The sequence below is a fragment of the Pseudomonas sp. P1.31 genome (genome assembly GCF_001269815.1).
GTDB lineage: Bacteria > Pseudomonadota > Gammaproteobacteria > Pseudomonadales > Pseudomonadaceae > Aquipseudomonas > Aquipseudomonas rustica.
This window is the reverse complement of record NZ_LHVN01000008.1, coordinates 71,603-94,556: the sequence shown is the minus strand read 5'-3', so window position 1 is coordinate 94,556 and position 22,954 is coordinate 71,603. Positions and strand designations below refer to the sequence as shown.

Sequence of the window (22,954 nt, the reverse complement as noted above, 5' to 3'; positions counted from 1 at the left end):
GGGCTGAATATAACCAGCGTATGACATGGATTGCAATGACTTGGGCGAATGGCCGCTAGCGACAGGTGGATTGGAGACGCTTAGGCTGAATTGCAATGGCAGCACCCATCCATGGAGGACAAGGAATGCACGGAATCACATGCCAAAGGAACGGACATCTTTGCGATATCAGTTGTATCGATCACAAGCCAGAAAGCAGGCCGCTATCGTCACCGCCCGGTTACAGCTTCAACCGGCGCAAAATGAATCGACTCTCATAGATTTATCAAAAGTTCGTTTCGAACCGATCAATCAGCAAGCAGTGGAAGCGTCACGACTTTGGAAAGATCAGCACTTCGCGTGGTGTGAAGTCGTTGAATGGAAAGCCCGGGAACCCTTGTCTCTCGACATAGCGATCTGGCACGAAGAGCAGCTTTGCGGACTGTGCTTTGCAAATCCAAACGCCAGCAGGAAAAGAATACGAATTGTGCGTCTGGAAGGACGCCCTAGAGAAAAACATCCGTTGAAAAACCGTATCGGTGCATTGGCGTTGATCGCAATCGAACAATATGCCCAATTCCTTGGAAGCAATATTCTCGAAATCCAGGAGCCTTTGAAGGGTGCGGTTTCACATTATCAAAAACTCGGCTTTGACTTCGATTCTCAGGGCCGCCTTGTAAAAAACCTAGAGAACCGAGTATCGTGAAAACTGTTCAAATAACGATCAATAGTGGTGGAAACATGAGCAAATCCGAGAAAAAGGCTCCCACTAGAAAGGGATCTCTTCCCCGCAGCAAAAAATCTGGAGAGGTGCTTCTGACTGCAAGCCAAAACCGGCTTCTGAAATTACTGGAAACCGGTACTGACACAGAAGAGCCGAGTGTACTCGCAGCAGGTCGCCTGTAAGTTTTCCAATAAAAAACCGCTCCCAAAGAGCGGTTTTTTCATTTCAATATCCAGCCTCAGCCAAACAACCAATACCCCAACAACGTCAACACCACTACCGCCAATACCGGTCGTGCCACACGGTAAGCCTTTGGATTACGGCGCTTCCACTGTTTCACAACGCCGCTGAATTTGTCGCTGAAGTTCTTGCTCCAGGCGTAAGCCTGGTTGATCCCGCCCACGCGTTCATCATCGAGGTTCTGCGGCGCAGTCGCGCGGCCGAGCCAGGCGCTGATCGAACGGTTGATGCGAGTCATGAAGCGGTTTTTCAGCGGACGTTCGACGTCGCAGAACAGAATGACGCGGGTTTGCTCGGTTTCGTTTTTAACCCAGTGCACGTAGGTCTCATCGAACATCACGTCTTCACCGTCGCGCCAGGCGTAAACCTGACCGTCGACGAAGATCCGGCAATCGTCCGAGTTAGGCGTCGACAAGCCGAGGTGATAACGCAGAGAGCCGGCAAACGGATCGCGATGCGGGTTGAGGTGACTACCGCCCGGCAGCAACGCAAACATCGCGCCTTTTACATTCGGAATCGCACTGACCAGCGCCACGGTTTTCGGGCACAGGGTTTCGGCTGAAGGCAGCGGTTTGTCGTACCACTTGAGGTAGAAACGCTTCCAGCCTTTCTTGAAGAACGAACCGAAACCGGCATCGTTGTTCTTCTCGGCGGCGCGAATATAGCCCTCGTCGAACAGGTGCATGGCTTCGTCGCGGATGGTTTGCCAGTTGTCGCGCAACACGTCCAGCTCTGGAAACTTGCTGCGATCCAGATAAGGCTTCGACGGCACGCCAGAGAACATGTACATCAAGGCGTTGTACGGAGCGAACAGCGCCGAATGGTTGACGAACTGACGCAGTACCGGCAAACGCGCCTTGCCGCGCAAATGCACATAGAGCGTGCTGCCGAGAAACAGCAACAGCACAAACGCCTTGGCGGCAAACGAAACGGTCATCCACAACTCCTTGATAAAAAACGACGCTGCGATGCCATTTACCCGGCATGGCAGCCGGCCATGATAAACACTACCGGCGTCGGGAAAAACCCGTCCATTCCAAGATTCAGTGTTAAGCAATGCGCAATAAAGCGCTTATTAACATAACGATCCTGAACCTTGGCTGACCTGAATCAATCCAGATTACTGCTGATTCTCCTGCTCGGTGAACAGGTCGCTGAACAACATGCTCGACAGATAACGTTCGCCTGAGTCCGGCAGGATCACGACGATGGTCTTGCCCTGCATCTCCGGGGTCTCCGCCAGACGCACGGCAACCGCCATCGCTGCACCGCAGGAGATCCCGCACAAGATCCCTTCTTCCTGCATCAAACGCAGGGCCATGGCTTTCGACTCATCATCAGTCACCAACTCAACCCGGTCTACCATCGACAGATCGAGGTTTTTCGGCACAAAACCTGCGCCGATACCCTGAATCTTGTGCGGGCTCGGCTTGATCTCTTCACCGGCCAGCGCTTGCGTGATCACCGGTGAGGACACCGGCTCCACGGCCACGGAGAGAATCGGTTTGCCCTGGGTATTCTTGATATACCGCGAAACACCGGTGATGGTTCCGCCGGTTCCGACGCCGGCCACCAATACGTCGACAGCGCCATCGGTGTCGTTCCAGATTTCCGGGCCGGTGGTTTTTTCATGAATGGCCGGGTTGGCCGGGTTATCGAACTGCGCTGGCATGAAATATTTGTCGGCATCACTGGCCACGATTTCAGCGGCTTTTTCGATCGCGCCTTTCATGCCCTTGGCCGGTTCGGTCAACACCAGTTCAGCGCCCAATGCTTTGAGCACCTTACGGCGCTCGATGCTCATCGAGGCCGGCATGGTCAGCATCAATTTGTAACCGCGAGCGGCGGCTACGAAGGCCAGGCCGATGCCAGTGTTGCCCGAGGTCGGCTCGACGATGGTCATGCCGGGCTTGAGTTTGCCGCTGCTTTCGGCGTCCCAGATCATGTTGGCACCGATCCGGCATTTCACCGAATAACCGGGGTTGCGCCCCTCGATCTTGGCCAGAATGGTCACGCCACGCGGCGCAATACGGTTGATCTGCACCAGCGGCGTGTTGCCGATGGAATGGGCATTGTCAGCAAAAATACGGCTCATGGCTGGGTCCTTATGCAGCGTTGAATTCAGCGCTCCAAGGTATGCCTGTTGCCCATCACAGTCCAGTCGAGGCGAACGTCTGCAACACGTAGTAGTCAATCGCTTTACATCGTTCGGGAATTGTCACCATGAAACGTCGTTACAGTTGGCCGCTATGGACTTTTGCGGGAATCGTCGTGCTGCTGATCGCGCTGCACATCGCCCTGCCCTACGTGGTGCGCGATTACCTGAATGACAAACTGGCCAACATGGGCGATTACCGTGGTCAGATCACCGATGTTGACCTGGCGTGGTGGCGCGGCGCCTACAAAATCAACGGTCTGAAGATTGTCAAAGTCGACGGCAAAGTGCCGGTGCCGTTCGTTAACGCACCGTTGATCGACCTTTCAGTCAGTTGGCACTCGCTGTGGTACGACCATGCCGTCGTCGCTCAAGTGAAGTTCTTCAAACCTGAAATCAACTTCGTCGACGGTGGCGCCAACAAACAGAATTCCCAAACCGGTCAAGGCACCGACTGGCGTGAGCAGTTGGGCAAGTTGTTGCCCATCACCCTCGACGAAGTGCAAATCAACGACGGTCGCATCAGTTTCCGCAACTTCAACTCCAAACCGCCGGTGAACATGAATGCCACTGACGTCAACGCGAGCATCTACAACCTGACCAACGTGGTCGATAAGGACGGTAAACGCGACGCCCGTTTCGAAGGCAAAGCCTTGCTACTCGGCCACGCACCGCTGGAAACCACCGCCACCTTCGATCCGTTGAGCAATTTTGAAGACTTCGAATTCCGTCTGCGCGCCAAAGACATCGAACTCAAAAGCATGAATGACTTCGCTTCGGCCTACGGCAAGTTCGACTTCAATGCAGGTCACGGCGATGTAGTGATTGAAGCCAAAGCCAAAAAGGCGCAAGTCAACGGCTACATCAAACCCCTGCTGCGTGACGTCGAAGTGTTCAACTGGCAGCAGGACGTGGAAAACAAGAACAAAAGCATCTTCCGCTCCGTCTGGGAAGCGCTGGTCGGCGGCACGGAAACCGTGCTGAAGAATCAGGCGAAAAACCAGTTCGCGACCAAGGTTGAGCTGAGCGGCAATGTGCATCAGCAAAATATCAGCGCGTTTGAAGCGTTTTTGCAGATTTTGCGTAATGGCTTTGTTCAGGCATTCAATGCGCGGTATGAACGGCCCAAGCCGGATGCGGGTTAGGATTTACGGGCGAAATGCATCCCGATAAAAGGTATCTGCGCCGATCTGGATATCTGCGGCCAACCATTCAACAGTCCAGCCATTATCTGCCAGACGAGCAGTTGCAAAGACTATCGGATCGAGTAATGGGGCGAGTCCTGGATATGTTTGGATATCGCAACTCAAATCGACTGTTACTTGCCGGCTATCGCAAAAGGTCAGTGCGAGTCGGCGGTCTGTAAGCGCTACGGCAGCGGACAAGCGTGGTCTTTTTATGCTCGACATGTATTAAAAGCCTCCGAGTGAACGGGATGGGGCTGCTTCGCAGCCCAGCGGGAGCAAGCTCCCTCGCCACAGAAAGCCCTTTTGCCGCAAGTCATGCGGTGTGTTCAGAGGCTATCGCCGAATCAACCGGGTAAAAATACTGGCCATGCGCCGAGACTGAGTCAACATGTGACGCCCCATTCAGAGACTGAATAAGCCGTCTGCGTTCACAGTCGACCGGCCTGCGCGTTATAGTCGGGCATCCGATTATTTCGCCCCCGCCCTGCCCGTTCAGGTCGGCGTTACCGTTCGAGGATTAGCAGATGAAGTTCGAAGGCACCCAGGCCTACGTCGCCACCGATGACCTGAAGCTGGCGGTCAACGCCGCCATCACCCTGGAGCGGCCGCTGCTGGTCAAGGGCGAGCCGGGCACCGGCAAGACCATGCTCGCCGAGCAACTGGCCGAATCGTTTAATGCCAAGCTGATCACCTGGCACATCAAATCCACCACCAAGGCCCATCAGGGCTTGTACGAGTACGATGCGGTCAGCCGTCTGCGCGACTCGCAGCTGGGCACTGAAAAAGTCCACGACGTGCGCAACTACCTGAAGAAAGGCAAGCTCTGGGAGGCTTTCGAGTCCGAAGAGCGGGTCATTTTGCTGATCGACGAGATCGACAAGGCCGACATCGAGTTCCCCAACGACTTGCTGCAAGAACTCGACAAGATGGAGTTCTACGTTTACGAGATCGACGAGACCATCAAGGCCAAGAAGCGCCCGATCATCATCATTACCTCCAACAACGAGAAAGAGCTGCCGGACGCCTTTCTGCGCCGCTGCTTCTTCCACTACATCGCTTTCCCGGATCGCCCGACCCTGCAGAAAATCGTCGACGTGCATTACCCGGACATCAAGAAGGATCTGGTCAGCGAAGCGCTGGACGTGTTCTTCGATGTGCGCAAAGTGCCGGGCCTGAAGAAGAAGCCGTCGACCTCGGAACTGGTCGACTGGCTGAAACTGCTGATGGCCGACAATATTGGCGAAGCGGTGCTGCGCGAACGCGATCCGACCAAGGCGATTCCGCCGCTGGCCGGTGCTTTGGTGAAGAACGAGCAGGACGTGCAGTTGCTTGAGCGTCTGGCGTTCATGAGCCGTCGCGGCACCCGCTAAGAGGCTGATGCCATGTTGCTCAACCTGTTCAATGAAATGCGTGCAGCCAAGGTGCCGGTGTCGGTGCGCGAACTGCTCGACCTGATCAACGCGCTGAAACAGCGCGTGACCTTCGCCGACATGGACGAGTTCTATTACTTGTCGCGGGCGATTCTGGTGAAGGACGAACGTCATTTCGACAAATTCGACCGTGCGTTCGGCGCCTACTTCAATGGCCTCGAAAAGCTCGACGATCATTTACAGGCGCTGATTCCCGAAGAGTGGCTGCGCAAGGAGTTCGAGCGCTCGCTGAGCGACGAGGAACGCGCGCAGATCCAGTCCCTCGGCGGTCTCGACAAGCTGATCGAAGAGTTCAAGAAACGTCTGGAAGAACAGAAGGAACGCCACGCCGGCGGCAACAAATGGATCGGCACCGGCGGCACCAGCCCGTTTGGCTCCGGCGGCTTCAACCCGGAAGGCATTCGGGTGGGCGATGCCGGCAAGCGTCAGGGCAAAGCGGTAAAAGTCTGGGATCAGCGCGAATACAAGAATCTCGACGACTCGGTGGAACTGGGCACGCGCAACATCAAGGTTGCCCTGCGTCGTCTGCGTAAATTCGCTCGCCAGGGCGCGGCGGAAGAACTTGATATCGACGGCACCATCGATCACACCGCCAAAGACGCGGGCCTGCTGAACATTCAGATGCGCCCGGAGCGGCGCAATACGGTGAAGCTGTTGTTGCTGTTCGACATCGGCGGTTCGATGGACGCGCACGTGAAGATCTGTGAGGAGCTGTTCTCGGCCTGTAAGACCGAGTTCAAGCATCTGGAGTACTTCTACTTCCACAACTTCGTTTACGAATCGGTGTGGAAGAACAACATGCGCCGCACTTCCGAGCGCACTTCAACCCAGGATCTGCTGCACAAGTACGGCGCTGACTATAAGGTGATTTTCATTGGCGACGCGGCGATGGCGCCTTATGAAATCACCCAGGCCGGCGGCAGTGTCGAGCACTGGAACGAAGAGCCGGGTTATGTGTGGATGCAGCGGTTTATGGAGAAGTACAAGAAGCTCATCTGGATTAACCCGTATCCGAAAGATACGTGGGGGTATACCTCGTCGACCAATATCGTGCGGGATTTGATTGAGGATCAGATGTATCCGTTGACGCTGCGTGGGCTTGAGGAAGGGATGCGGTTTTTGTCCAAATGACGACCAGATCGTTCCCACGCTCTGCGTCACAGGGACGCGGAGCGTCCCGGGCGGCATTCCCACGCGGAGCGTGGGAACGATCAAATTCGCGTTCCCCTGTAGGAGCTGCCGCAGGCTGCGATCTTCTGATCTTCAGCCAAATCTCTGCAAATACTCGATATGTTCGCGATGTGCGACATCCTGCACCACCGGCCTTAACCGCACCTGCATCCCCGGCAAACACTGTGCCAGCCGCGCCAACGCCAGCGGCGTCAAAGCCCCCAATCTCGGATAGCCACCAATCGTCTGCCGATCATTGAGCAACACAATCGGCTGTCCGTCCGGCGGCACCTGCACCGCGCCCAACGGAATTCCCTCGGAAATCATCGGCTGTCCCTGATACTGCAAAGCCTTGCCCAGCAGGCGAATTCCCATGCGATCAGCGCGACTGTCCAGCGTCCACGCACTGTTAAACACATCAAACAGACTCTGCCCGCTGAACTGACCAATCTGCGCGCCGAGCACCAGATCCAGCGGTGCACTCGATTTAAGATCCGGCCGCAACGCCAACGGCATTTCCCGCACCAGCAACGATTCCCCGTGATAACTCAGCGTTGAACCCTTGGACAACGACAAGCCCATGCCGTCGAGTCCACCGAGTTCTTCACGCACCACCGTCGCGCTGCTGCCCAACACCTTCGGCGCGTCAAATCCACCGGGCGCCGCAAGATACGCCCGGGCACCGAGCAATGGCTGCGTGAACTGCAATTTCTGCCCTTTGCCCAATTTGAAACTGCGCCACGGCGCCAACGGCTGACCATCGATCTGCGCGCCAAGATCCGCCCCGGCCAGCGCCAGCAAGCAATCCTCTTCGGCGATCAGCGCAAACCCGCCGAGGGTGATTTCGATCACCGGTACATCCAGCCCATTGCCCAGCAGCCAATTGGCCCAACTCATGGAATTCCAATCCGCCGCGCCGCCCTGAGTCACGCCCAGATGCCGCACACCAAATCGCCCGGCATCCTGCAACAAACACAGCGCCGTGCTCGCCTCAATCGCCAATCGGCTCATGCCTGCGCCTCCAGTGGCGTGTCGTCGCCGCCCAGATTGATGAACTCGGCATGGCTCACAGCTTCGAAACGCACGGTGTCGCCGGGTTGCATCAGGCTGTAGCCCTCGCGATGACGGTCAAACAGTTTCGCCGGCGTACGACCGATCAAATTCCAGCCACCGGGCGAGACCACGGGATAGGCAGCGGTTTGCCGCTCAGCGATACCGACGCTGCCGGCGGCGACTTTCTTGCGCGGCGTGTTCAAACGTGGCGCCGCGAGGATTTCTTCGACCAAACCCATAAAGGCAAAACCCGGCGCGAAGCCGAGAGCGAACACCTGATATTCGCGGCCGCTGTGGCGACGGATCACCTCATCCACCGCGAGTCCACTGCGCTCAGCCAGCAAGCTCAACTCCGGCCCGACGCTCAAGTCATACCAGACCGGCAGCACATGACATTGACCGGCGGATCGTGAATTCGGCGACAGATCAATCAGCGCCTCAGCGATCAATTCCCGCGCCTGATTCGGGCTCAAAACAGTCAAATCGTAATGCACCATCAGCGTCGTGTACGACGGCACCAGATCGATCAATTGCGCGCCAAACGCCGTACGCAAGCGCTCACTGGCGGCGAGCATCCAGGGCATGTTGGCCTCAGCGATTTCATCGAACAGACGCAGCATCAGGCAATCCAGTGCCACCACTTCAATCCTTGGGTTCATTGCGCGTCCTGCTGATTCAAGGCCTCGCGAATACGCTGCACGGCGGCCACCGAACTGGCGTTGTCGCCGTGTACGCAGAGGGTGTTGGCGTGCAGGCGCAACGCACTGCCATCGCTGGCGGTGAGGTTGTCGCCACGGGCAATGGTCAGCGCTTGCTCGATGATTTTTTCAGGGTCGTGATGCACCGCACCCGGCAGTTGTCGCGAAACCAGTTTGCCGGCGCTGTCATAGGCGCGGTCGGCGAACGCTTCGAACCACAACGTCACGCCATACTCATCACCCATTTGCTGCGCGGCCGAGTTGTCGCGAGTGGCCATCAACATCAGCGGCAGGCTGCTGTCGTAAGCGGCCACGGCCTGAATCACCGCGCGCAATTGCGCCGGGTTGGCCATCATGTCGTTGTACATCGCGCCGTGCGGTTTGACGTAACTGACCCGGCCACCCTGCGCCTTGCAGATGCCGTCGAGCGCGCCGATCTGGTAATGCAGGATGTCTTGCAGCTCTTGCGCCGAATACGCCATGGAACGGCGGCCGAAACCGACCAGATCCTGATAAGCCGGATGCGCGCCGATTTTCACGCCGTGGCTCAACGCCAGGCTGACGGTTTTACGCATGATGCTCGGGTCGCCGGCATGGAAACCGCAGGCGATGTTGGCGCAATCGATGAAGGGCATGACCTCGGCGTCCAGACCCATGGTCCAGCTGCCGAAGCTCTCGCCAATGTCGCAATTCAATAGCAGGCGGCTCACGGTGAACACTCCTGTAGGGGCTTGTCTTTTTATCGGTAGGACTGTGCTTCGCAGGTTATCAGTTACTGCGCATCGAGTTGCTTGCCACGGGTTTCCGGCAGGCTCAATGCCGCGATAATCACCACGCCGTAAGACACCGCCGCGAAAGCACCAATGCCGACACTCAATGGCACGGTCTGGCTAAGCAAACCGATCAGCAGCGGAAACAATGCCGCCAGCGCCCGCCCGATGTTGTAGCAAAAACCCTGCCCCGAACCGCGAATCCGCGTCGGAAACAGCTCAGTGAGAAACGCGCCCATGCCGCTGAAAATCCCTGAGGCAAAGAAGCCCAGCGGAAAGCCCAGCCACAGCATCACGCCGTTACTCACCGGCAATTGCGTATAGAGCAAAACGATGGTGAACGAGCCGACCGCGAACAGAATGAAATTCTTTTTGCGGCCGAGCAGATCGGTCAGATAGGCGCTGATCACGTAACCGACGTAAGAGCCGACAATCACCATCGCCAGATAACCGCCAGTACCGAGTACGCTCAAACCGCGTTCGTTCTTGAGGAAGGTCGGCAGCCACGACGTGATGGCGTAATACCCGCCCAGCGCACCGGTGGTCAGCAGCGAAGCGCGGAACGTGGTGAAGAGCATGCCCGGGGCGAAGATCTCGTAAAACTTCGATTGATTCTCCGGCGTTTGTCGGGCCTTGGCTTCGCGATAGATCTCCGGATCCTTGACCAGACGGCGGACGAAAATCACAAAAATCGCCGGTACGATGCCGAGGATGAACAGCGCGCGCCAGGCGTCTTCCGGTGGCAACACCGAGAACAGCAGCGCATACAGAATCGCCGTCAGCCCCCAGCCCAGCGCCCACCCGGATTGCACCATGCCCACCGCTTTGCCGCGATCCTTGGCGCGGATCACCTCGCCGATCAGCACCGCGCCGGCCGTCCATTCGCCGCCGAAACCGAAGCCCATCAAGGTGCGGGCGATCAGCAGTTGTTCGTAGTTTTGCGCGAAACCGCAGAGGAAGGTGAAGAAGGCGAACCACAGCACCGTCAGTTGCAGGGTGCGCACGCGGCCGATGCGGTCGGAGAGAATCCCGGCGACCCAACCGCCAATCGCTGAAGCAATCAGCGTGCTGGTATGAATCAGCCCGGCCTCGCCGGTGGTGATGCCCCACATCGCAATCAGCGTCGGCACGACGAAGCTGAGCATCTGCGTGTCCATGCCGTCCAGACCGTAGCCGATCTTGCAGCTCCAGAAGGTGCGGCGCTCCTGCTGATTGATGTTGCGATACCAGTCGAACGGCCCCGGACGCGCCGGTGCCGGGGATGCTTCTAGGGTGTCGGGAGCACTCATGGCTTATCTCCGCAGTTTTTTTATTGGTCTTGTTCGTAGCCCCGACGACGCCTATCGTGGGAACCGGATGCGCCGATTTTTCGTCGCCCGGGCGTGCTGCGTCCAACGAATAAAAACCCGCCTTAGGCATAAGAAAAATTTGTCACCCGAGCCTTGCCCATGAACCTGAAGTTTCTCGAGACCTTTGTCTGGGTCGCCCGCCTGAAAAGTTTTCGCCTGACCGCCGACAAGCTGTTCACCACCCAGGCATCGATTTCCAGCCGCATTGCGGTGCTGGAGGGCGAGCTGGGGGTGAAGCTGTTTCTGCGTGATTCGCGCGGTGTCAGCCTGACGCCCGAAGGCCTAAAAGTGCTCGACTATGCCGAGCAGATGCTCGACACCATGTCGGCGCTGAAGCAATCGATCGAGACGCGCTCAAGCAAGGTCGGTCGCGTACGCATCGGCGTGATGGACACGGTAATCCACACGTGGCTGAGCCCGTTGGTGGCGCAGATGACCGATCTGTACCCGCGCGTGGAAATCGAGCTGGTGGCGGATACCTCGCTGAACCTCTGCGATCAACTGCAAAAAGGTTTTCTCGATATCGTTCTGCAAACCGATCTGGTGCGCCACGAAAGTGTGCGCAGCCTAGAGCTGGCCAGCCATCCGCTGGGCTGGATCGTCGCCAGTAATTCGATCTACAACCGCGACTACGCCGACCTCGCTGAACTGGCGCAGGAACGCATTATCACCTACTCGAAAAACTCCCGACCGCATCAGGATCTTCTGGCGTTGATGCAGGCGAACGGCGTGATGGCGCCGCGTTTGAATTGCGTGAATTCGGTGTCGGCGATTACCCGGTTATTGCGCGATGGATTCGGGATTGGCGTGCTGCCGCCGGTGTTGGTGGCGGAGGAACTGGCGCGGGGGGAATTGACCTTGCTGGACATCGATCAGCGGCCACCGGACTTGCAGGTGGTGGTGTCGTGGCGGGTGGGGGTTGAGTGGGTCGAGGAAATTGTGACGTTGTGTCAGCAGGTGTTGGCGGAGTATGCGCAGAAGGTTGGTGATGGGTATGTGGTTTTGACCCCTTAACAGCAAAAGATCGCAGCCTTCGGCAGCTCCTACATGATCGTTCCCACGCTCCGCGTGGGAATGCCTCAATGGACGCTCCGCGTCCGCTTTGGGACGCGGAGCGTCCCGGGCTGCATTCCCACGCAGAGCGTGGGAACGATCTTCAGAGGCCGCGCACGTCGCGGTCTTCGATCGGGCGGCTCTGGCGCAGGCGTCGGCCGCCGAGCACGACCCAGTCAATCAGACGGAACACGCATTCAATCCCGAACGACAGCAACAGCGCGCCGCTCATGCCCCAGATCATCGCTTCCGGGGTCAGCAGAATCTGATAGCTGTAGCCATTCCAGGTTTCCTTGCGAATGTCCGGATCCGCCGCCAGCACCACTTGCAGGAAGCGGATGTACCAAGGGCCCTGCATCGCCTGGAACTGCTTGTCCAACGCCACCTGACGCGTGAGCAAAGTGTTCAGGCTATCCGCATCGCTACGGAATATCGGATCTTCACTGGCGCGATAATGCGCGACCAGCGCCTGCATATCACCCTTGAAAAATTGATCAGCCGTGCCTTGAAAGCCGCGCAATCCGGTCTGCGCTTCAATCAGATGCGCTTCGACGCGTTTCGCGTAATCGTTGATGAAGCCCGGCACCTGGACACCGATCAACAGGCCCGCCGCGAACAACACCAGCCGTAGATAACTGAGCAACATGGCGCGCAATCCTTATTCGGTCTTACCCTGGCTGACGCATTCGCCGCGTCGCCACAGGCTCCATTGGCCCGGTTCGTAGCGGGTCCAGGTTTCGTTTTCGGTCAACGGTTCGGTGGCAATCACGGTGACCACGTCGTTGGGCGTGGTTTCCGCCTGGAAATCGACGATCACATCGACATCCTTCAAGCGCGCCGGGCCGAACGGTGCGCGCCGGGTGATCTGTGCCAGTTTGGTCGAGCAGTAGCAGAACAGCCAGTCGCCATCGCTGAGCAGGCAGTTGAACACGCCTTTGCTGCGGTATTCGGCGCAGGCCGCGACCAGATCCGGCAACAGTTCTTCTATATCGACCGGTTCCGGAAACGCTGCACGCACGCGGTTGAGCAAATCGCAGAACGCCGCCTCGCTGTCGGTATCGCCGACCGGGCGGTAGAAACTTTTGATCGGGGTGAAATCGGCGAGTTGGCCGTTGTGCGCGAAGCACCAGTTGCGCCCCCACAGTTCGCGGACGAACGGGTGGGTGTTGGACAGGCAAACCTTGCCGACGTTGGCCTGGCGAATATGGCCGATGACCACTTCGCTTTTGATCGGATAGCGTTGCACCAGATTGGCGACTTCCGACTCGCTGCTGGCCGCCGGATCCTGAAACAGACGCAAGCCGCGACCTTCGTAAAACGCGATGCCCCAGCCGTCGCGGTGCGGGCCGGTACGCCCGCCACGCTGCATCAGGCCGGTGAAGCTGAACACGATATCGGTCGGCACGTTGGCACTCATGCCCAGTAATTCACACATGTGCGGACTCTCGGGATTACAGGCGCGGCTCGACCCGCGTGCGCTGCGGATTGCTCGGGACGGGCGGACGACCGTAGCGGTCATCGCCGACGCCGCCGAACGGTTGATCGTCATCGCGATCATCGGCACGGGCGGCAGCCTTGGCGGCTTCTGCCTGCTCGCGGCGAGCACGGGACGCGCGTTCGATTGGCAGACGGATCAACACGAAGATCAGGTAAATACCGAGGGCGATCATGCTGTACATGAACAGATCGGAGATCGCTCGCCACGCGTTGTTGCCGACCTTGAACGCCAGATCCAGCGCGGTAATGGCGATAGACGGCGCAACTTTGGCTTTCACCGGGTCAATGATGGTCGGGCTGAACAGCAACACCGCCATCAGCACCCGCAGCGGCTCGCGCAGGTAGCGCCACATCCAGGTGGTCAGGCGCATCCATACCAACAGGCAGCCTACGGCGGCAAAGGCGTAGAGGCCCCAGGCGATCAGATAGTCGTTCTCGGTCATGGTGTCCATGGCAAGGCAGGCAAAGAGGCGCTTATAGTAACGACTTTTCGCCCGTCCGGCTTGTCCCAATAGACACAAGACCTGTAGGAGTGAGCCTGCTCGCGATGACGGACTGCCAGTCGACATTGATGTTGAAGCTGCCGGCCTCATCGCGAGCAGGCTCACTCCTACAGAGGTTGCAGTGTTTCCAGGATTTGCGAAAACCCCTATTCCGTACATTGTTCGAGAGCCTTCCATGCCCCAATCCGCCAATGTCAGCAGTGCTCCGATTGCCCACAAGGCGCCCGGCGCCGACCCGTATGCCTGGCTGCAGGAACGCGACACCGACGCGGTGCTTGATTACCTCAAGGCTGAAAACGCCTGGCAGGAAGCGCAAACCGCCGATCAGGCCGAGCTGCGCGAAACGCTGTTCGAAGAGATCAAGGGCCGGATTCTCGAAACCGACCTGTCCCTGCCCTCGCCATGGGGCCCGTACCTGTATTACACGCGCACCACCGCTGGCGACGAATACGCGCGGCACTATCGCTGCCCGCGTCCGGCCGACGACAGCCTGACCCTTGATGAAAGCCGCGAACAGCTTTTGCTCGACCCGAACGTACTGGCCAATGGCGGGTTCTTCTCGCTGGGCGCGTTCAGCATCAGCCCCGATCATCAGCGGCTGGCCTACAGCGTCGACGCCACGGGCGATGAGATCTACACGCTGTTCGTCAAAGAACTGTCCAACGACAAGGTCAGTGAGCTGGAATTCGAGGATTGCGACGGCAGCATGACCTGGGCCAACGACAGCCTGACGCTTTTCTTCGGCGAACTCGACGACACCCATCGCCCGCACAAACTGCTGCGCTATCGCCTCGACGGCACCGCCGCTGAAGAAGTCTTCACTGAGACGGACGGTCGCTTTTTCCTGCATTGCTACCGTTCCAGCTCCGAGCAGCAATTACTGCTGTCGCTGGGCAGCAAGACCACCAGCGAAGTCTGGGTGCTCGATGCCAATCAGCCGCACTTGCCGTTCACGTGCCTGGCGCCACGAGTCGAAGATCACGAATACGACGTCGATCACGGCCTGCTCGATGGCACGTGGACATGGTTTATCCGCACCAACCGCGACGGCATCAACTACGCGCTGTATCAGGCGCCGGATACCGGCATCGCGCCAACTGAAGCCGAGTGGCAGAACCTGATCCCGCACAGCGACACGGTGATGCTCGACGGCGTCAGCCTCAACACCGAAGCCATGACCCTGAGCCTGCGCGAAGGTGGTCTGCCGATCATCGAAGTTCACCCACAAGGCCTGGCGCCTTATCGCGTGCAATTACCAGACGCGGCCTACAGCCTTTATGTGCAAAACAGCCTGGAATTCGAAAGCGATCGCATTCGTCTGCGCTATGAAGCATTGAACCGCCCGGCTCAGGTGCGCCAGTTGATCCTCGCCACTGGCGAGCAAACCGTGCTGAAAGAAACTCCGGTACTCGGCCCGTTCGACGCCGACGCTTACGTCAGCCAGCGCCTGTGGGCCACTGCGCCGGACGGTACGCAAGTGCCGATCAGCCTGGTGATGAAACGCGAAATGCTCGGCAAACCGGTGCCGCTGTATCTGTACGGTTATGGCGCTTACGGTTCCAGTCTGGATCCGTGGTTCTCCCACGCGCGTCTGAGTCTGCTCGATCGTGGCATGGCCTTTGCCATTGCTCATGTGCGCGGCGGCGGTGAGCTGGGTGAAGCGTGGTATCGCGCTGGCAAGCAGGAACACAAACAGAACACCTTCAGCGACTTCATTGCCTGCGCCGAATTCTTGATCCTCAACGGCATCACCACGGCCGAAAAACTGGCGATCAGCGGCGGCAGCGCTGGTGGCCTGTTGATTGGTGCGGTGTTGAATCAGCGCCCGGATCTGTTCGGCGTGGCGATTGCCGAAGTGCCGTTCGTCGACGTGCTCAACACCATGCTCGACCCGGAGCTGCCGCTGACCGTCACCGAATATGACGAGTGGGGCAACCCTGAAGAGCCGGAGGTTTACGAGCGGATCAAGGCGTACGCGCCGTACGAAAACATCACTGCTCAGGCCTATCCCCCGACGCTGGTGATCGCCGGCTACAACGACAGCCGCGTGCAATATTGGGAAGCAGCCAAGTGGGTGGCGAAACTGCGCGCGAGCAAAACTGACGACAATCTGTTGCTGCTCAAGACTGAGCTGGGCGCCGGGCATGGCGGGATGAGCGGGCGTTATCAGGGATTACGTGACGTAGCGCTCGAATATGCATTTGTCTTCAAGGTTTTGGGCCTGGCCTGAGGAACTCCGTCCGTCACTTGGGTCTTAATTCCAGACCCTTGTGGCCGATACCCACAGATCCCTGTAGGAGCTGCCGAAGGCTGCGATCTTTTGATCTCGATTTTTTGAGGGGCAAGATCAAAAGATCGCAGCCTTCGGCAGCTCCTACAAGGGACTGTGTAGAGCCTGATACTGAGACAACAGAATAAGACCGCACCGACATGTCAGAACCAACCTTCCTGAACAATGAAATCCGCGATTGGCTGATGGACTGTGGCCTGTTCGATCAATTGCAACTGGCCGACTTCGCCGCCGCCTCGGGCTACTTCAGCATCAGCACCGTGGCGGAAGGCGAGGCGATTTTCCGCGAGGGCGATGCCGGCAGTTTCATGTGCATCCTCCACACCGGTCAGGTCGCCGTGCAGAAAACCGGGCCCGACGGCCAGGTCATCACCATGGCCACCCTGCGCAGCGGTCGCGCCTTCGGTGAAATGGCAGTGCTTGATGGTGAACGCCGCTCGGCCACCTGCATCGCTGCGAGCAACTGCCAACTGTTGAACCTCGGCAAGGACTCGCTGGAAAAAATGCTCAACGACGCGCCGAAGATCGCCGCGAAGATTATCCGCGCCCTCGCCGTCTCGCTGTCGAAACGCCTGCGCATGGCCGACGGCCAACTGGCGGCACAACAGGTCTAACCGCCAGGCGATTTAGCCTTGCTGCCGCTCGGTTCAATGCCGGGAACAGGCTGATCCTTGCTCGGCGGAGTCGGCATTTCAATCGGCACCAGCGGCGGGCTGCCACTGCCGGCACCCGATTTGGGAATGTTGATCGGCGTGATCTGCGGATAAGGTGTTGGTGTTGCGGTACCGGGCGCGCCGGGCTGCGGCGTCGGGCTGACCGGAATGGTCTGCTGCGCCTGCACTGCAGTAATCGAGAGCGCGGCCAGGGCAATGACCGTTAGAATGGTGCGCTTCATCAAGGGCTCCGTTTGGCCTCTAGTCTGCGCTCAGGCTACTCCCAACGGGCCCGCTTGCCTTCCCCCTTGTAGAGATTTCCATGAAACGTTTCGTTCTGCTCGACACCACCCCGATCCCCGAAAGCGGCGGTGCCCTGTGCCTGTTCGAGTATGGCGAGGACTTCGTCATCAAGATTCAGGGCGGCGACGGCGGGCAATTGATGAACACGCGCATGCACGGCTCCGAAGATGCGCTGGCCGAGATTCCCTGCCGCAAAGTCTCCGGGCGGCCGGATTCGCGGGTGCTGATCGGCGGTCTGGGCATGGGCTTCACCCTCGCCTCCGCGCTCAAGCATCTGGGCAAGACCGCTGAAGTAGTGGTCGCCGAATTGGTGCCCGGCGTGGTCGAGTGGAATCGTGGCCCGCTCGGCGAGAAGTCCGGTCGTCCGCTGCTCGACCCGCGCACGGTGATCCGTCAGGAAGACGTGGCCAAGGTGCTGCAAAGCGAGCCGAATGGTTTCGACGCAATCATGCTTGACGTCGACAACGGCCCCGAAGGTCTGACCCAGAAGGCCAATAGCTGGCTGTACTCCGCCGCTGGTCTGAATGCCTGCGCCAAGGCATTGCGTCCGAAAGGCGTGCTCGCCGTGTGGTCAGCCAGCGCTGATCGACTGTTTTCCGACAAATTGAAGAAGGCCGGTTTCAAGGCCGAAGAGGTCCAGGTCTTCGCCCACGGCAACAAGGGCACGCGCCACACGATCTGGATTGCCGAGAAGCTCAAAGGCTGAGCTAAACTCTGCCCATAACCGTCATTAGTCTTTTACAAAGGTGAACCCATGAGTTCGTCCACCCCAACCAACACGTCGAAGCTGGATCGCATCCTCGCCGACAACCAGCGCGACAAGGAAATGGGCTACCGCGACAAAGCCCTGAAGATGTACCCGCACGTCTGTGGCCGCTGCACCCGTGAATTTTCCGGCAAGCGCCTGAGCGAACTGACCGTGCACCACCGCGACCACAACCACGACAACAACCCGCAGGACGGCTCGAACTGGGAGCTGTTGTGCCTGTACTGCCACGATAACGAGCACTCGCGTTATACCGATCAGCAGTACTTCAGCGAAGGCTCGCTGAGCACGCCGAAGATTGCCAAGGCGACGCACAACCCGTTTGCCGCGCTGGCCGGGTTGATGAAGAAAGAAGATTAAAAAGCAAAAGATCGCAGCCTTCGGCAGCTCCTACAGGGTGTACGCCATCCAACTGTAGGAGCTGCCGAAGGCTGCGATCTTTTGATCTTATCCCCGTATAATCACACTCTTTTTCCCGAAGGCACCCCGCTCGTGGCAGACAAACGGTACAGCTGCATTGGTTTGTATAACCCCAAATCACCGGAGAACGTCGGTTCGGTGATGCGCGCCGCAGGCTGCTATGGCGTGGCATCTGTGTTCTACACCGGCAAGCGTTATGAACGCGCCGCCGACTTCGTTACCGACACCAAGCGCGTGCACTACGACATCCCGCTGATCGGCATCGATGATCTGAAAAAAATCCTCCCGCTCAACTGCGTCCCCGTCGCCGTGGAACTGGTCGAAGGTGCCCGTCCGCTACCTGAATACACCCACCCGGATCGCGCCCTGTACATCTTCGGCCCTGAAGACGGTTCGCTGGATAAAGAGATCCGCGACTGGTGCGAAGACGTCGTGTACATCCCGACCACCGGCTGCATGAACCTCGCTGCCACCGTCAACGTCGTGCTCTACGACCGCATGGCCAAAGGCCTGAACACCCGCTCCGGGCCGAAATTCCGCTGAAGCGTCGCACATCCGATGGAACAAGCTGACCGCTCGCGCAGTCAGCTTATTTATCCATTACTCATAGCCTGGAGAAAGATCATGACCGAGCTCAAACGCGTCGAACGTATCGAATCCACCCCGTTTCAGAGCCGTTCCGAGCAGAACGTCGAAGGCTGGGAGCGCATCGGCTCACTGGCCGGTGGCGTGATCATGGTCGGCAAGGGCCTGCGCCGTGGCGGTGTGTTCGGTTTGATTCAGGTGGCGATTGGCGGCGTGGCCATGGCTCGCGGTATTACCGGGCACAGCTCGGTGAAAAGCCTGATCGAGAAAAGCCGTCAGGACATGAATAACGTGAGGGCGAAGATCGAACGTGCCGGGGAAGAGTTGAGCAAGCTGAAGGCGAATGCGGAAGCGGCGACCAGTTCGGCGACAGTGACCGGGAATGATTCGGTGAAATCGCCGAAAGCCGGGGTTTAAAAGCAAAAAGATCGCAGCCTGCGGCAGCTCCTACATGTGGAATGCGTTTCCCCTGTAGGAGCTGCCGCAGGCTGCGATCTTTTGATCTTATTGCAGTAAATCGGTCTCAAGGACTTTGGAAGACTCGCCGAGCACGCTCTCAGCCAGTTGCACAAACTCTTTAGTACTCACCGTCCCCAAATGCATCGCTCCCCGCAATACGTCATCCAGCGAACGTTTATTGCGGGTCTTCAAACGAATCTCGCGATCCAGTTCCTGCAACACAATCACCGCTTTTGATACCTGCGCCGGGCTGATCTGCTCACCGCGCAGCGTCGTGACTTTCTGGCTGTCCCTGGCCAGTTTCGCCTGCAAACTCTGATAGCGCTCATCACTCATGCCACCGGCACGGCGCAGCAGTTCGATCGCGTAATACTCGGCAAAGCCTTCGCTGATCCAGTCGCTGCGCTGCTCGTCGTTGATCCGCCCAAACACCTGCGCCAGTTCACGCATCAGCGCACTGCTGCCGCTTTCACTGACCAGCGGCAAGCGCGTGTTCACGTAGATCGATTCATGCGCACCGAGGCTGCCGCGCCACATCGGGTCGTTGGCACCGACGATCAGCAGCTTGGCCGGATGACGCGGATAAACCGCCTGCACCTGCGGCCAGACGAAGGTCAGCAACGTCAGCACGTCCATGCGCCGCATGCCCTGCCCTTGCGGCGAGGCGACGGTGACTTCGGTTTCGCCCAGACGCGTGCGACGGCTGCCGAGCTTGCCGGCGAGCATCCAGCCGGTCGGGCGGTCGAACAGGCGTGAAGGGTTGTCGATGCGGAATTTGTTTTTGCCGATTCTTGGCCAGGAGGTTTCGACGCTTTTCCAGCCATCGGGCAATTCGAATTGCAGGCGCGAGACCAGTTCCGTGCCGTCCTGCTGATCGAGTTTGGCCGGCGGCACCAGTTCATCACCGCGCAGCAGCGCCCAGCTCGGCGTCATGCGGGTGTCGAAGCTGCCGTTTTTGCGACCGTGGCTGATGCGCACGCGGTAGGTCAGGCTGGCCTTGGCACTGGTCGGGCGCCAGACGCCGCGCGCGTGTTTGCCGGGAGTCAACAGCCATTGGCCATCGGCTTTGAAGTCGCTGTAATGGCTGCCGTCGCCAAGGTCGAAATCGAGGCTGCGCACGGCTTCGCCTTTGGCCAGGGTCAGGCGCACTTCGGCCTGATCGCTCTGTGGCAACAAACGTACGTGGTAATCGAGATCGACTTTTTTTGCTGCCCAGATTGGTGCGCTGAACACCAGCAGGCCGATCAGCAGCACTCGCAGCAAACCCACAGCCATACCCACTCCTTGTGGCAGTCAGAATTATTGTGTGAGTGCTGCGCACTCGATTTCGGGAGCAAGCTCCCTCGCTACATGAAATCCCGTTAGCCAGCGCGGAAAATCAGGTGATCTTCCCAGTCATCTTCCGGCACGCTGCCTTCGGCGAGCATACGCCCGGATTGTGAAATTCGTTCGTGGTGCACCGCCTCGCGATCACCACTCACCAAGTGATGCCACGACGGCAGATCCTTGCCCTCGCTGACCAGTCGATAACCGCAGGTCGGCGGCAGCCATTTGAATTCTTCGGCCTGGCCCGGGGTGAGCTGGATACAGTCCGGGACAAACTTGATGCGATTCGGGTAATCGCTGCACTGGCAGGTGTTCAGATCCAGCAGTTTGCAGGCGATGCGCGTGTAATAGACGCTATTGTCTTCTTCATCCTCGAGTTTTTGCAGGCAGCACAGACCACAGCCGTCGCACAGCGATTCCCATTCCTGGTGATCCAGTTGATCAAGGGTTTTGTGTTTCCAGAACGGTTCGACTTCGGCGGCCATGGCTCAAGCATCAACATCAGGTGGTGAAAGGCCGCCAGTCTAGTGCCCCGGGCCGCGCGGGCCAAGCGCTGGCGACTGTCGGTAAATCGCGCTTGTCAGCCTCAGCGCTGCCGAGTAGGGTTTTGCCTCGAATTCATTTACTCAAACGTAGCCAGGAATCTCTCGATGAGTGCCAACCCTCGCGTTGCCGAATACGCCATTCACCCGCAGTTCACCGACCGTTGGTCGCCGCGCGCCTTCACCGGCGAAGCGATCCCGGAAGAGACCCTGCTGAGCTTCTTCGAAGCCGCCCGCTGGGCACCGTCGGCGTACAACTCGCAGCCATGGCGCTTCCTCTACGCGCGCCGCGACACGCCGAACTGGCAGCGTTATCTGGGCCTGCTCAATGAATTCAACCGTAGTTGGGCGCAGCATGCGTCGGCACTGGTGATCGTGATTTCGAAAACCACCTTCACTGCACCGGGCGCGACCGAAGAAACCCCGGCGTTGTGGCACACCTTCGACACGGGTTCGGCGTGGGGCCATCTGGCGCTACAAGCGAGCATCAGCGGCTGGCACACCCACGGCATGGCCGGCTTCGATCAGGAGCTGACGCGCAAGGAGCTGAATATTCCTGAAGGTTATGCGCTGCATGCCGCTGTTGCGGTAGGCAAACTGGGTGACAAGGCAACGCTGGCGGATTACCTGCAAGCACGCGAAGAGCCAAGCCCGCGTCGTCCGCTGAGCGAACTGGCAGCTGAAGGCGACTTCACCCTCTAAAAGCAAAAGATCGCAGCCTTCGGCAGCTCCTACAGGGGATTATGTACCTCTGTAGGAGCTGCCGCAGGCTGCGATCTTTTGATGCCAACTCAATACCCGCGATTGAAATCCACTTCCCCGCGCAACGCCTCGCTCGCCTGATAGGCCTTCAGGTTGTCGACAAACAGCTGCACCATCAGCGCCGGTGAAGTCGGTGCCGAGCTGTGCCCGGTCAGCAGCAAGCCCCACGCCGTCCAGAATGGGTGACGCTGCGGCAACGGCTCCTGACGGCAGACGTCGATTACCGCGCCCGCCAGATGCCCTTCCTTCAGCGCCTCGACCAAATCCGCATCAACCACGGCCACACCGCGCCCGACGTTGATGAACAACCCGGTCGGCTTGAATTGCTTGAACAGCGCCGCGTCGTAGATATCGTGGGTATGTTCGGTGTTCGGCAGCAGATTGACCACGTAATCCACTTCGCCAACCAGCCGTGGCAGATCAGCCATCGACCCGACTTCGACAAACGGCGCCTGCGCGCGCGCGCTGCTGGCGATGCCGTACAACTCGACGCCGAACGGCAACAGGAACTGCGCCACGCTCTGGCCGATGTCGCCAGTGCCGACGATCAGCACCTTGCGCCCGACCAGACTCTGGCCGGTGCGGTTGTCCCACTTGCGCTCGACCTGGCTGACCAGTCGCGCCAATACCTCGCGCTCGTGACCGAGCATGTAGGTCAAAACGTATTCAGCCATCACCTGGCCGAAAATGCCTACGGCGCGGGTCAGGCGATAATCGCGGCGCAAGCCATCGGCAAGCAGCGGCGTGATGCCGGCCCAGGTCGATTGCAGCCATTGTGGCTGGTGGCCCTGACGCAACAGGGTCGCCAGCAGATCCGGCTGCCCCAGCCACACCGGGCAATCAGCGGCCAGCCGCGCCAGTTCGGCGGAGTCGCCGCTGGTCAGCACTTCAAGCTCGGGCACTGCCTGACGCAGCAGCCGGGCGTATATCGCGTGGTCGTGTTCGGCAATCAGAACGCGCATCTTCAAACCTTTCGCAAACCGTGCAGACGGTCGCCGGATGTCGGGCGACCGTCGCGGTAAAAACAGTTCCAGGGTTAA

At 58.8% G+C, this 22,954-nt stretch carries 26 protein-coding genes; 12 read left to right on the top strand and 14 right to left on the bottom strand.

All coding sequences use genetic code 11. From position 1 onward, the window contains the following. Positions 1-139: 139 nt before the first annotated feature. Positions 140-685 (top strand): hypothetical protein, encoded by a 546-nt coding sequence (locus AD669_RS06950; protein WP_053118138.1) that lies wholly within the window; start codon positions 140-142, stop codon positions 683-685. A gap of 256 nt (positions 686-941) precedes the next feature. Here AD669_RS06950 and AD669_RS06945 read toward each other — a convergent pair whose 3' ends face one another. After that, positions 942-1,880 carry an aspartyl/asparaginyl beta-hydroxylase domain-containing protein gene (locus tag AD669_RS06945; protein ID WP_053118136.1) on the bottom strand — a complete coding sequence of 313 codons (939 nt, stop codon included), beginning with the start codon at positions 1,878-1,880 and terminating at the stop codon, positions 942-944. Positions 1,881-2,063: 183 nt separating this feature from the next. Continuing rightward, positions 2,064-3,038 (bottom strand): cysteine synthase A, encoded by a 975-nt coding sequence (gene cysK / locus AD669_RS06940; protein WP_053118134.1) that lies wholly within the window; start codon positions 3,036-3,038, stop codon positions 2,064-2,066. Positions 3,039-3,166: 128 nt separating this feature from the next. On the opposite strand from cysK, the gene AD669_RS06935 reads away from it, so the two are divergent. Beyond that, positions 3,167-4,243 (top strand): DUF748 domain-containing protein, encoded by a 1,077-nt coding sequence (locus AD669_RS06935; protein ID WP_053118132.1) that lies wholly within the window; start codon positions 3,167-3,169, stop codon positions 4,241-4,243. A 3-nt stretch (positions 4,244-4,246) separates the two neighbouring features. Here the strand turns inward: AD669_RS06935 and AD669_RS28005 are convergent, their stop codons facing one another. Next, positions 4,247-4,507: a DUF2442 domain-containing protein gene (locus tag AD669_RS28005; RefSeq protein ID WP_172680085.1), complete on the bottom strand. Its 261-nt coding sequence runs from the start codon at positions 4,505-4,507 to the stop codon at positions 4,247-4,249. Between the two features lie 302 nt (positions 4,508-4,809). Between AD669_RS28005 and AD669_RS06930 the strand changes: the two genes are divergently transcribed. Both AD669_RS06930 and AD669_RS06925 read left to right on the top strand, forming a co-directional pair. Then, positions 4,810-5,655 (top strand): MoxR family ATPase, encoded by an 846-nt coding sequence (locus AD669_RS06930; RefSeq protein WP_038358424.1) that lies wholly within the window; start codon positions 4,810-4,812, stop codon positions 5,653-5,655. A 12-nt stretch (positions 5,656-5,667) separates the two neighbouring features. Then, positions 5,668-6,846, top strand: a complete 1,179-nt coding sequence (locus AD669_RS06925; RefSeq protein WP_053118130.1) for a VWA domain-containing protein — start codon at positions 5,668-5,670, stop codon at positions 6,844-6,846. Between the two features lie 132 nt (positions 6,847-6,978). Here the strand turns inward: AD669_RS06925 and AD669_RS06920 are convergent, their stop codons facing one another. From AD669_RS06920 to AD669_RS06905, 4 genes are all read right to left on the bottom strand, one after another. Next, positions 6,979-7,896 (bottom strand): biotin-dependent carboxyltransferase family protein, encoded by a 918-nt coding sequence (locus AD669_RS06920; protein WP_053118128.1) that lies wholly within the window; start codon positions 7,894-7,896, stop codon positions 6,979-6,981. Then, the gene (pxpB, locus tag AD669_RS06915; protein ID WP_053118126.1) at positions 7,893-8,597 is read right to left on the bottom strand and encodes a 5-oxoprolinase subunit PxpB; all 705 of its coding nucleotides are present in this window, start codon (positions 8,595-8,597) and stop codon (positions 7,893-7,895) included. The genes AD669_RS06920 and pxpB overlap by 4 nt, the downstream gene beginning before the upstream one ends. After that, positions 8,594-9,346 carry a 5-oxoprolinase subunit PxpA gene (locus AD669_RS06910; protein WP_053118124.1) on the bottom strand — a complete coding sequence of 251 codons (753 nt, stop codon included), beginning with the start codon at positions 9,344-9,346 and terminating at the stop codon, positions 8,594-8,596. Before AD669_RS06910 ends, pxpB begins: the two co-directional genes overlap by 4 nt. A gap of 62 nt (positions 9,347-9,408) precedes the next feature. Then, a complete protein-coding gene (locus AD669_RS06905) occupies positions 9,409-10,695 on the bottom strand; it encodes an MFS transporter (RefSeq protein ID WP_053118122.1) in 1,287 nt (428 codons plus the stop codon). Positions 10,696-10,854: 159 nt separating this feature from the next. On the opposite strand from AD669_RS06905, the gene AD669_RS06900 reads away from it, so the two are divergent. Further along, positions 10,855-11,769: a LysR family transcriptional regulator gene (locus AD669_RS06900; protein ID WP_053118120.1), complete on the top strand. Its 915-nt coding sequence runs from the start codon at positions 10,855-10,857 to the stop codon at positions 11,767-11,769. A gap of 142 nt (positions 11,770-11,911) precedes the next feature. Here AD669_RS06900 and AD669_RS06895 read toward each other — a convergent pair whose 3' ends face one another. Genes AD669_RS06895 through AD669_RS06885 form a run of 3 tightly spaced genes read right to left on the bottom strand, consistent with a single transcriptional unit; the run spans position 11,912 to position 13,757 of the window. Beyond that, entirely contained in the window at positions 11,912-12,454 is a 543-nt protein-coding gene (locus tag AD669_RS06895; protein ID WP_053118118.1) for a DUF2937 family protein, read from the bottom strand. Between the two features lie 12 nt (positions 12,455-12,466). Next, positions 12,467-13,243: a class II glutamine amidotransferase gene (locus AD669_RS06890; RefSeq protein WP_053118116.1), complete on the bottom strand. Its 777-nt coding sequence runs from the start codon at positions 13,241-13,243 to the stop codon at positions 12,467-12,469. A 16-nt stretch (positions 13,244-13,259) separates the two neighbouring features. Next, positions 13,260-13,757: a hypothetical protein gene (locus AD669_RS06885; RefSeq protein ID WP_053118114.1), complete on the bottom strand. Its 498-nt coding sequence runs from the start codon at positions 13,755-13,757 to the stop codon at positions 13,260-13,262. Positions 13,758-13,983: 226 nt separating this feature from the next. On the opposite strand from AD669_RS06885, the gene AD669_RS06880 reads away from it, so the two are divergent. Together AD669_RS06880 and AD669_RS06875 are read left to right on the top strand one after the other, a co-directional pair. After that, on the top strand, positions 13,984-16,038 hold the full coding sequence (locus AD669_RS06880; RefSeq protein ID WP_053118112.1) for a S9 family peptidase: 2,055 nt from the start codon (positions 13,984-13,986) through the stop codon (positions 16,036-16,038). Between the two features lie 200 nt (positions 16,039-16,238). After that, positions 16,239-16,712, top strand: coding sequence for a Crp/Fnr family transcriptional regulator (locus AD669_RS06875; protein ID WP_008085900.1), 474 nt, complete (start codon positions 16,239-16,241; stop codon positions 16,710-16,712). Here the strand turns inward: AD669_RS06875 and AD669_RS06870 are convergent. Further along, positions 16,709-16,993 carry a hypothetical protein gene (locus tag AD669_RS06870; RefSeq protein WP_053118110.1) on the bottom strand — a complete coding sequence of 95 codons (285 nt, stop codon included), beginning with the start codon at positions 16,991-16,993 and terminating at the stop codon, positions 16,709-16,711. The two genes, AD669_RS06875 and AD669_RS06870, sit on opposite strands and share 4 nt — an antisense overlap. Before the next feature lie 80 nt (positions 16,994-17,073). On the opposite strand from AD669_RS06870, the gene AD669_RS06865 reads away from it, so the two are divergent. The 4 genes from AD669_RS06865 to AD669_RS06850 all read left to right on the top strand — a co-directional run bounded on the left by AD669_RS06865 (position 17,074) and on the right by AD669_RS06850 (position 19,242). Beyond that, positions 17,074-17,760 (top strand): spermidine synthase, encoded by a 687-nt coding sequence (locus AD669_RS06865; RefSeq protein ID WP_053118108.1) that lies wholly within the window; start codon positions 17,074-17,076, stop codon positions 17,758-17,760. Positions 17,761-17,808: 48 nt separating this feature from the next. Next, positions 17,809-18,180: a YajD family HNH nuclease gene (locus tag AD669_RS06860; protein ID WP_007911336.1), complete on the top strand. Its 372-nt coding sequence runs from the start codon at positions 17,809-17,811 to the stop codon at positions 18,178-18,180. A gap of 132 nt (positions 18,181-18,312) precedes the next feature. Continuing rightward, complete coding sequence (locus AD669_RS06855) at positions 18,313-18,783, top strand: RNA methyltransferase (protein WP_007911337.1); 471 nt, start codon at positions 18,313-18,315, stop codon at positions 18,781-18,783. Between the two features lie 81 nt (positions 18,784-18,864). Then, positions 18,865-19,242: a DUF2892 domain-containing protein gene (locus tag AD669_RS06850; protein WP_008087099.1), complete on the top strand. Its 378-nt coding sequence runs from the start codon at positions 18,865-18,867 to the stop codon at positions 19,240-19,242. A gap of 87 nt (positions 19,243-19,329) precedes the next feature. Here AD669_RS06850 and AD669_RS06845 read toward each other — a convergent pair whose 3' ends face one another. Further along, positions 19,330-20,559, bottom strand: coding sequence for a hypothetical protein (locus AD669_RS06845; protein ID WP_053118106.1), 1,230 nt, complete (start codon positions 20,557-20,559; stop codon positions 19,330-19,332). 86 nt (positions 20,560-20,645) lie between these two features. After that, positions 20,646-21,095 carry a YcgN family cysteine cluster protein gene (locus tag AD669_RS06840; RefSeq protein ID WP_053118104.1) on the bottom strand — a complete coding sequence of 150 codons (450 nt, stop codon included), beginning with the start codon at positions 21,093-21,095 and terminating at the stop codon, positions 20,646-20,648. Between the two features lie 165 nt (positions 21,096-21,260). Here AD669_RS06840 and AD669_RS06835 point away from each other — a divergent pair, with 165 nt between their 5' ends. Beyond that, entirely contained in the window at positions 21,261-21,854 is a 594-nt protein-coding gene (locus AD669_RS06835) for a nitroreductase family protein (RefSeq protein ID WP_053118102.1), read from the top strand. An 89-nt stretch (positions 21,855-21,943) separates the two neighbouring features. Here AD669_RS06835 and AD669_RS06830 read toward each other — a convergent pair whose 3' ends face one another. Further along, a complete protein-coding gene (locus AD669_RS06830; RefSeq protein WP_053118100.1) occupies positions 21,944-22,876 on the bottom strand; it encodes a D-2-hydroxyacid dehydrogenase in 933 nt (310 codons plus the stop codon). Positions 22,877-22,954: the final 78 nt, after the last annotated feature.